Origin of the sequence: Aquimarina addita (assembly GCF_039539305.1) — a bacterium.
Classification (GTDB): domain Bacteria; phylum Bacteroidota; class Bacteroidia; order Flavobacteriales; family Flavobacteriaceae; genus Aquimarina; species Aquimarina addita.
In genome coordinates this window covers 1-8,787 of the sequence record NZ_BAABCW010000038.1, presented here as the reverse complement: position 1 = coordinate 8,787, position 8,787 = coordinate 1, and the positions used below count along the sequence as shown (strand labels likewise).

Genomic DNA, 8,787 nt, shown 5'->3' with positions numbered 1-8,787 from the left:
CTCGTGCTTACTAAAAGCAGCAACATTTTAAAAAACGGTCTCACAAAGAGCTAAAGTTAATACCCCAGTAAATTACGAATTTTACGTTAGCCAACGTACTGAAGTTTCTGGGGTCTATGGGGGATTACGCACAACGGTTTAGCTATGGTTAGTACGTGGTTAAAAAGCGATTAATTTCCGATTAAGCACTTAGCCAAAACATTTTATTTTGTTTTATCTTTTTCTTTATAAAGCCAAATCAAAAGATTTGGTGGACTTTATGAATATACACTAAACTTTGGATTAAGCACCAAATCCCGTATTAATTATAATCATTGTTACCAACTGGCCTTTATTCCGATTTTTTATAATTATCGAAATTTATTCCATTAGTTTTAAAGAAAACATTTTTAAATTCTGATTTGTTTTTTGTCACTAAACTATAATCAATTTCAACAAAGTCTCCGTGTGTTGCTGTTGCCATATCATATTCTTTGTTGTCCATAATCAAAGTCATATGTATCGCACCCAATTTTACTGTAATATTTGGTTCGTAAGTCATTGAGGAAATCTGCTTTTTGAATTCAGTAAGTTGTTCAGGCGATAATATAAATTTTCCAGAGTTATTACTCATCATTACCTTTTCAATTTTTCCCACTTCTACAAAATCCGCAAAAGTCATTTCTTTTCCACTTTTATAAGCAAATAATTGAATTATAAAAAATAATAGTAGAAGTTTCGATTTCATTTTTTTTGCTTGTTGGTAACGGCTTCGGCTATGATTAGTGCGGGAATTGATTAGTAATTAATTTCCGATTGAGCACTTAGCCAAAACTTTTTATTTTGTTTTAATTTTTCTGTTCTAAAGCCAAATCAAAAGATTTGGCGGATTTTATAAAAACACACTAAACTTTTGATTAAGTACTTATTAGCTATTTTTTATAGTAACAATGTAAAAGCAGAAAGTCCAGTATCTTTAAAGTATTCTAAAACAATAAGATATGAAAACTGAACAGACTGCTCAACCAAAGTTATACATTGGGATTGATATTCACAAACGGAGCTGGAAAATACATTGTTCCACCGATTTATTTTCAGGAAAATCTTTTACGATGCCTACTAAAGCAGAAGTATTGCATGATTATGTCAAAAAACACTTTAAAGAATATGTTGTAACTACGGCTTACGAGGCTGGTTGTTGTGGTTATTATGCCCATCGTTGTTTTGAGAGCTACGGTTGGAGTTCTTTAGTCGTTAATCCAGCCGATATCCATAGAAAAGGTAATGAGAAATATACAAAGACCGATAAAATAGATGCCCAATTAATTAGCAGAGAACTCAAGGATGGACGATTAGATAGTATTCACATACCAGAAGTTGAACGGGAACAATTACGAAGTCTCTTTAGAAGGCGCAATGATTTGGTTAAAGATTATAGACGAGTAAAAAGTTATATAAAAATGCAGTTACTTTATTTTGGAGTAATCATTCCAGAGGAATTTGATAATGATCACTGGAGTCATAAATTTAGAGCTTGGGTTGATGGGGTTGTTTTTGATTATCCAACTGCACGAGAAACTTTAGATAGCAGAATGCGTTATTTTCGATTCATAGATAAAGAAATACGAGATGTCTCAACAAAATTACGAGCTTATTGTCGAAAACATTATAAAAAAGACTACTACTTATTACGGAGTATTCCAGGAATAGGAGGCATAGTTGCGTGTGGTATTTTATGTGAACTAGGAGATTTAAGACGTTTTAATAACATTAAACATTTATCTGGATATGTAGGTTTAGTACCAGGGATACATCAGAGCGGAGACAATCAAAGAAGTAAAGGGATTACAATACGAGCACATCGCTTAATGCGGAGTTATTTTGTAGAAGCGTCTTGGCAAGCCATACGAACGGATCCAGTAATGCAATCGTATTATCGAAAACATGTAGGCAAAAACGTAAAAACGATAATCATTAAAGTGGCTCGTAAGTTATTGAGTCGCACCTTAGCAGTAATAAAAACAGAAACACCCTACTCGATAGGAGTGATAGAATAATAACCAATAGCAAAGCTCAGAAAAAAGTAGCAAAACCTGTATCACAAAACACCGTGGGTGACCAGCAATTACAAGTTAGGATCACATCTTATAGCAAGTGACTAGGTTTATTATAGCTTATAATCATACAGATGCTGGTGACGACCCTAGAGGCCGATCACATATAGGATGCGGAGCAAGTTATATAAAGGCATTAAAATGTTAATAATCCTATCGGAATTATAAACATTTTAACACCATACAATGATCATTATGAGATAATTAAAAAATAAATATTAACTTTAAGGAACTAGGCTAGTGCTTTTCATAGGACACGGTGTTGTAGCACGTTTTTATTCATTAAAATACTTATTAAAATTCAAGTATAGTATTACTAGTCCTAAATAACCGTTACAGTTTTAACTACGATTAAATATATTAAAACTCAGGACAAACCATGGTTTGTCCTAAGTTTTTCTTTTTTCAAATAATAATAAATATTAGTATATTAATCTTTTTTAAATAAGCGACACCTATTTCTAAATCTTGATGAATTATACCAAAACAAAATGTATTCTAGCAATACTTCTATTTTCATTCTTTTATACTACAGCGCAAGAAAAAACAATTTATTATGGCTCTCCAAAAACAGGAGGTGCTGAACTACATGTTTCAAAAGACAATAGTTATAAGCTTATTGTAAATGAAGGAGACTATGATGTATTACAACATCAAGATAGAGAATACTTGTACTTATATAATTTACATTTAAACGATTTAGGTTTTAAAGTAACGGAAGGGTTTTCTAAAAAGAAATCAAAAAAGATTACTGTGCATTTCTACACTAGCATCATTCAAGGTGAAGAAGAAGATATTTATTTAGGGTATAAAAACGCTGAAGACCGTGAGTATAGATATATAAATCTATGTTATAAAAAATTGCTTTTTAATACCAAGAATGTAAACCTTTCAGAAAGAAAATTAAGTTTTGAAATTCCTAGAAGTAGTGATATCCAACTCGTATCTAAAGAAGAAAAATTTTATACTGAAGGTTTTAAACTGTCGCCTAATGCAAATAACGTATATATAGAATATCATGGTTATGGTGAGGATAATTTTAATGATGATGAAAAACTAGTACTGGTAGAAATTTACCAAACTGGTAAATTAAATATACGAGAAGATTTATTCTCGGTAACTAACGCTCCTGCTAAGCATGTAAAACGTATTGCATGTGATTCTATTACTGATTGGGAAATACCAGAAAAACTACAAAAAACAACTTTTGACAAGTTTAATAAAGCTGAGTATATCTATGAACCCATCAGTTATTATCAACAAAAGCCCTACGTACCAGAGTTTAAAAGTATAAATGATGCTGTTGCACATTTACAAAAAAATGACTCAAAGGTCTTACTACTTTTTAATTCACTTTTAAACAATGAAGGAGAGTATTATTTTCAAGAAATTGCCAATACGGTTAATCATTATTTAAAACATGACCTATTAGCTGAGTATTTATTAGATAACTATATTTTATATACGCTTATCCCTAAAGATTTGAAAGAGCTTAAAAAGTATAAGCTTGCTATAACAACAGGAGTTGTTGCGTTAAATAGTAGTTTAGAAACCCTTTACAAGGAAAATATAAATACACGAGATTTTCAAAGGAAATATGACAACATGGGTCATGAAATATCCCAAAATATAGTAGCGATAAACTTCTTAAATTCATTAAAGAAAAAAATAGACAACCAAGCGGTAACAGCGAAAGATATGTTACAACTTAGCGAATGGAGAACTAATGAATTTATAATAGATATTCTTAATAAAGGAACAAATAATCGTATTCAAGATGCTCAATCTGCTGTAGAAGACATATACGATGATAATGATTACGAAGAACCTGTTTTTAATACTACAATGGAGTTTTTTCCACCTGAACTATCCAATAAAGACATACAACAAGCCACTCTTGGCCTTATTCAGCAACATAAAACTGATAAACAAATAGACTTAGATTATGCCACCTTAGCCTATGATATTGTGTATTCCTTTTCAGAACGGGGGAGATATGGGGGATACAGGCCTACAAAGGAGATTTATGAATTGTGTTTTTACCTATCTCGTTTTAATGTTGAGACTGCTAAAATTCAAAGTGAGCACACAAAACTAGCAGATGATCACATGTTTGAAGTTTATAGTATTCTTGAAAAATACGGTATTAAAAAATCTCATTTTGAAACGGTTAAACCTATTTTTGAAAATTTTATAAAACAAGATAAATATAAATATAGAGCACTTTTACAGTATTTTATACATCAGTACAATACCAACACATTGTCATTTGAAACTTTTGATGCATTATTTAAAGAAATTATTCCGGCGAAAGGAAAGTACAAAGAACAATTCAAAGCTTTTGATAACCAATGTACTTCATGTCCATTCATAAATGTATTTGAACTTAGTATGAATCAATTATGTAATTCATTAGCATGGGATGTTGCTACAAAACATAATACCAATAAAGAACTTTTAAAAAATGCATTAGAATGGTCTCGGTTAAGTATTGCCTTATCGCCCGAAAGCCACTACTATTTAGATACGAATGCGCATTTAGAATATTTTTTAGAAAATCAAGAAAAGGCTATTTTTTTAGAGAATAAAGCAATTGCGTTGGCTAAAGAAAGTAACCATGAAAACTTATCAGAATACAAATCAACACTCGAAAAAATAAAAGAGAAAACCTTAAAATAACCATTACCTTTCTTGTATGATTTTTCGGTATTCAGTTTTAGTTTACCATCAATTAATTCGTAATGGTTTTTAATCAGTACAACTCCTTTCTTAAAAAAATGATTGTAAAATTCAGAAAATTGATCAAATTTAAAAAGATTCCGGTCATTAGCTGAATGTGCTACAACGGTGTTGTATAAGAATAGTGGCGGTTTTAAGACCACAATCTTTTCAGTTTAGACCAAATATTATTGTTATTACTATCCTTTGTTTTAGCTGGATTTCCGCCATTATTTTTATACGTTGTGCCTGTTGCACAAGATAACAAAAAAGTAAAATAGGGATGATGGTTTTTTTTCATTGCTGGAGTAAATTAGCTTATGCAAGGAAAAAAGACTTACCAAGAGAAACTCTTCCATACTTTTCAGTTGAGTAATCGTGTACCAGAAACCAATTTCTATCGTCGATTAAAAGAAGTACTTCACTTAGATTTTTTATACAAAGAGACAGCAAGTTATTATGGCAATAGCGGTCAGAAGAGTATTGATCCTGTTGTATTTTTTAAAATATGTTTGGTCGGCTACTTAGAGAATATCATTAGCGACCGCAAACTGATAGAACACGCTAGTATGCGGTTAGATATTTTATACTTTCTGGGTTATGACATTGACGAAGAGTTGCCCTGGCATTCCACGATCATTAGAACCCGGCAGTTGTTTCCGGAGGAAGTATTTGAAAGAGTGTTCACCTACGTCTTTGAGATGTGCGTAAAGCAAGGTATGGTAAAGGGCAGTACTCAGGTCATAGATAGCGCACCAGTAAAAGCGAATGCGAGTATGGACAGCTTGGAGCTGAAAGTACCCGAGCAGGATTTAATGTCGCACCTAGCTGATATCCGTCATATCAGTAATAGAGACAAGGATATCTATCGAAAAGCCAAAGAAAACAAAGCTGGTAAAGAGCAACAGCAAATAACGGCTAGTGCCGAGGAACTCAAAGAAATAAAAAGTCGCAATAAGAACTGGAGCAAGAACCAAAACCAGCGACCCGGTGCAGGTAACAAAGGTAGCCGTTACACCAGCAATAAAACTCATTATTCCCCAACCGATCCAGATGCCAGGATAAGTGTGAAGCTAGGCAAGGCTAGAAAGCTCAATTACCATAGCCAGCTCAGTGTAGATACATCACATCCTGTGATTACAGATATCACGGCTTATCACGCTGATGGAAAAGACAATCAGCACTTGTCCGATATCGTGGATCGGTTGTCACAGCGATTGTGGCGATCAGGATTTCAATTAGAAAATGTTCTGGCCGACACGGGTTATAGCAGTGGTGAGAACTATGCATACTTGGAAAGTAAAGGTGTTGATAGCTATATTCCACCGCATGGCACCTACAAAGGTGGTCCAGCTGGTTTTAACTATATGAAAGAACATGATCATTATATCTGTCCTAATGGATCGGTAGTGCCGTTTAAGAAAGTATTTAACGACTACCGTAATCAAACTAAAAAGAAAGAGTATCGTATATAAAGCAAGATCTGTTCAAGTTGTTCATTAGCTAGTAACTGTCTTGGAAAAACAGCCAAGGAGAAGAAATTTAGTGTTACCTATTACCGTGAAGAATACGAGCGTAATATCCAGCGACTATGCACGCAGAAAGGCAAGCGTATGAAAGCCAAACGGCAGGCAACGGTAGAGACTGTTTTTGGAATGCTTACCCAGTTCATGGGACTCAGGAAAATCAATACCATAGGCATCAAACAGGCCAACAAGGTAATGCACCTATCAGCCATTGCCTACAATTTAAAGAAATACCTGAAATTTACTCAAAAACGGGTGAAAAGCGGAGCGGGAGTAGCCGTTGCAAAACAAATTCTGAAAAACGTCCTCACATACCTCAAAACCTTCACAATGAGTGACCCAATTTCTACGATCCTAGGAATGGATCTTACATAGAAACGGCTTTAAAAAGGTGCATTTAAAGTTGGATTATTACAAATTATGGTTTTGTGCAACGGTTACCGGTGTTGTGCTTTCGTTATTTTAAAATAACTTAATTTTTTAAGAATGCTTTCATTGGCTAAATAAAAGCCTTAGCGATATTTCTAGTTAACATTAAAGCCAACCAAGATAAATACAAATAAAAGCTATTGTATTAAAAAAACCGTGTATAGCAATATTAAACCATAAATCGTATTTACGCAAGTAGAATATCATTGCTATGAGTGCTCCGACAATCCCAGTAACAAGTTGCCCGGTAATTCCTTGATGATTATGCATAAAACCAAAAAAACCAGTAATTAGGATAATGTTAAGTGCAATACTGATTTTGCTTTCTCCAAAGAATTTAACAAATTGTCTCATAAAGTAACCACGAAAAATAATTTCTTCCCCAAATCCCGAAGTTGCCCATACTAATAACAAGAAACTTAAACAGGCTTGAAGATTTCCTTTCAATTGATTATAGCCTGAATAATCAATAGGTGTACCTGTTAGTTTTGTAATTCCAGGTATCAATACAAAGGCATAGAAAAGAAAGAGTCCTAGTGCAACTAATGGGGCAATTACGAAGATGTTTTTGAATGTAAATTTTTCACGTTGAAATCCAAGTGCTAAAAATGGTTTTCCTCTATATTCTATATAATTTGCTATAATTATAATTATAGAAATAATGATATTTTCTATTGTTATACGGATTGGACCAAACCAAAAAGAGCAGATGATTGTAACGGTAATTAATGGAATTAATACTTGACGTAAGGTGATTTTGTTCATTGTTTTTAAATTTTAAATTCTAAACGAAATAATGAACTAAATCTCTAAAAACCTTCTTATATAAGCGTGTTTTTACAGAATGGTTGTAAATAATTACTGAATAGTCGTTTATTTTTTATATCTCATTTTGATACCAATTCAAAAACTCATTTCGCTTGTAACGACTTATATTAATTTTGGCAATTGCATCGTCTTCAATTAAAGCTTTTAAACGAATTTGTAGCTTGCCGTTTTCAATCTTTTCAATTTGGTCTATAGCATCTTTGTGAATGATAACTTGCCTATTGGCTCTAAAAAATAATTGATCGTTTATTTTTTCTTCGAGCTCATTTAATGTAAAATCGGTGTTAATTATTGTGCCATCATTTTGAACTGTATATACAATTTTGTTTTCGCTGTAAAAGCATCCAATATTTTCATAAGTGAGCTTCGTTATTTTCGTACCGCTGTCAATAGTAATTTCGGCATCTTTTATGGACAACTTATATAAACTGTATATGTCTTGTGCATACCATAAACCTACGAAAATAAAACTCACTAATAAGGTAAGTACCAAACCAATTAATAAATAATAGAATACTGTCTGTCCACCTGCAACTATATCGATAATAATATTCACAGGAATATACATGATTGTAATAAATCCTAAAGTAGAAGTCATAAACCTTATGATAGCGAAAGTTTCTACCTTCTTAGAGAAATGCTTTTTTTTGTAATATTTAAAATTAAGTCCGGCTATGATTCCAATGAGAATAAATAAAACAATAGATGAAAGAAAACCTTCTATGGGGAATCTATATGATTCACTATTTGGAAAACTATCGCGCGTTGCTAAATGATTTACCACTAAAGAGAAAATCGCCAATATAATTGCTTTCTGAAACCAACGCCATAAAGAACTACTGGAAAATGAATACCTTATTTTTTTTACTGTATTCTTGGTTGGCTGTTTAGTGCTCATAAATCAAAAACTCTTTTTTTTGTAAGATTCAAAAGTAAAAAATAATTTCTTCAAGAATATGTTTAAAATATTTTTCAATTTTGTCTTAGGAAGCAAGTTTTGTCTAACTTTTCTAAAGAATTTTATTATTGGTTTGCGGTTTGTAATAATGTTCGTAAAGGGAGATAGTTACACAAGTTAAAGATTAAGGTTTACACTAAATTAATTTCTAATCTTGTTGATTGTTGTTTATTTCTAAGATGTTTTTCATCAAAGAAACCTAAAAATACATTTCTAAAAAAGACTTTCCAAATAC

The 8,787-nt window shown here is 32.3% G+C and carries 5 protein-coding genes and 1 pseudogene; 3 read left to right on the top strand and 3 right to left on the bottom strand.

Features of this window, described 5'->3' with window-relative positions; translation table 11 throughout:
- Positions 1–331: 331 nt before the first annotated feature.
- On the bottom strand, positions 332–727 hold the full coding sequence (locus ABD816_RS21790; protein ID WP_344931006.1) for a hypothetical protein: 396 nt from the start codon (positions 725–727) through the stop codon (positions 332–334).
- Between the two features lie 253 nt (positions 728–980).
- Here ABD816_RS21790 and ABD816_RS21785 point away from each other — a divergent pair, with 253 nt between their 5' ends.
- The 3 genes and pseudogenes from ABD816_RS21785 (at position 981) to ABD816_RS21775 (ending at position 6,712) form a co-directional block, all read left to right on the top strand.
- Positions 981–2,036: an IS110 family RNA-guided transposase gene (locus tag ABD816_RS21785; RefSeq protein WP_344931005.1), complete on the top strand. Its 1,056-nt coding sequence runs from the start codon at positions 981–983 to the stop codon at positions 2,034–2,036.
- A gap of 528 nt (positions 2,037–2,564) precedes the next feature.
- Positions 2,565–4,772: a hypothetical protein gene (locus ABD816_RS21780; RefSeq protein WP_344931003.1), complete on the top strand. Its 2,208-nt coding sequence runs from the start codon at positions 2,565–2,567 to the stop codon at positions 4,770–4,772.
- Between the two features lie 359 nt (positions 4,773–5,131).
- A pseudogene (locus ABD816_RS21775) lies at positions 5,132–6,712 on the top strand (IS1182 family transposase).
- A gap of 159 nt (positions 6,713–6,871) precedes the next feature.
- Here ABD816_RS21775 and ABD816_RS21765 read toward each other — a convergent pair.
- Positions 6,872–7,531 (bottom strand): CPBP family intramembrane glutamic endopeptidase, encoded by a 660-nt coding sequence (locus ABD816_RS21765; protein ID WP_344931000.1) that lies wholly within the window; start codon positions 7,529–7,531, stop codon positions 6,872–6,874.
- Between the two features lie 115 nt (positions 7,532–7,646).
- Complete coding sequence (locus tag ABD816_RS21760) at positions 7,647–8,492, bottom strand: LytR/AlgR family response regulator transcription factor (protein WP_344930999.1); 846 nt, start codon at positions 8,490–8,492, stop codon at positions 7,647–7,649.
- Positions 8,493–8,787 lie beyond the last annotated feature (295 nt).

Bases quoted from the DNA above. Each gene is read 5' to 3' on its own strand.
- ABD816_RS21790 (WP_344931006.1), bottom strand. From the start codon at position 727: ATGAAATCGAAACTTCTACTATTATTTTTTATAATTCAATTATTTGCT.
- ABD816_RS21785 (WP_344931005.1), top strand. From the start codon at position 981: ATGAAAACTGAACAGACTGCTCAACCAAAGTTATACATTGGGATTGAT.
- ABD816_RS21780 (WP_344931003.1), top strand. From the start codon at position 2,565: ATGAATTATACCAAAACAAAATGTATTCTAGCAATACTTCTATTTTCA.
- ABD816_RS21765 (WP_344931000.1), bottom strand. From the start codon at position 7,531: ATGAACAAAATCACCTTACGTCAAGTATTAATTCCATTAATTACCGTT.
- ABD816_RS21760 (WP_344930999.1), bottom strand. From the start codon at position 8,492: ATGAGCACTAAACAGCCAACCAAGAATACAGTAAAAAAAATAAGGTAT.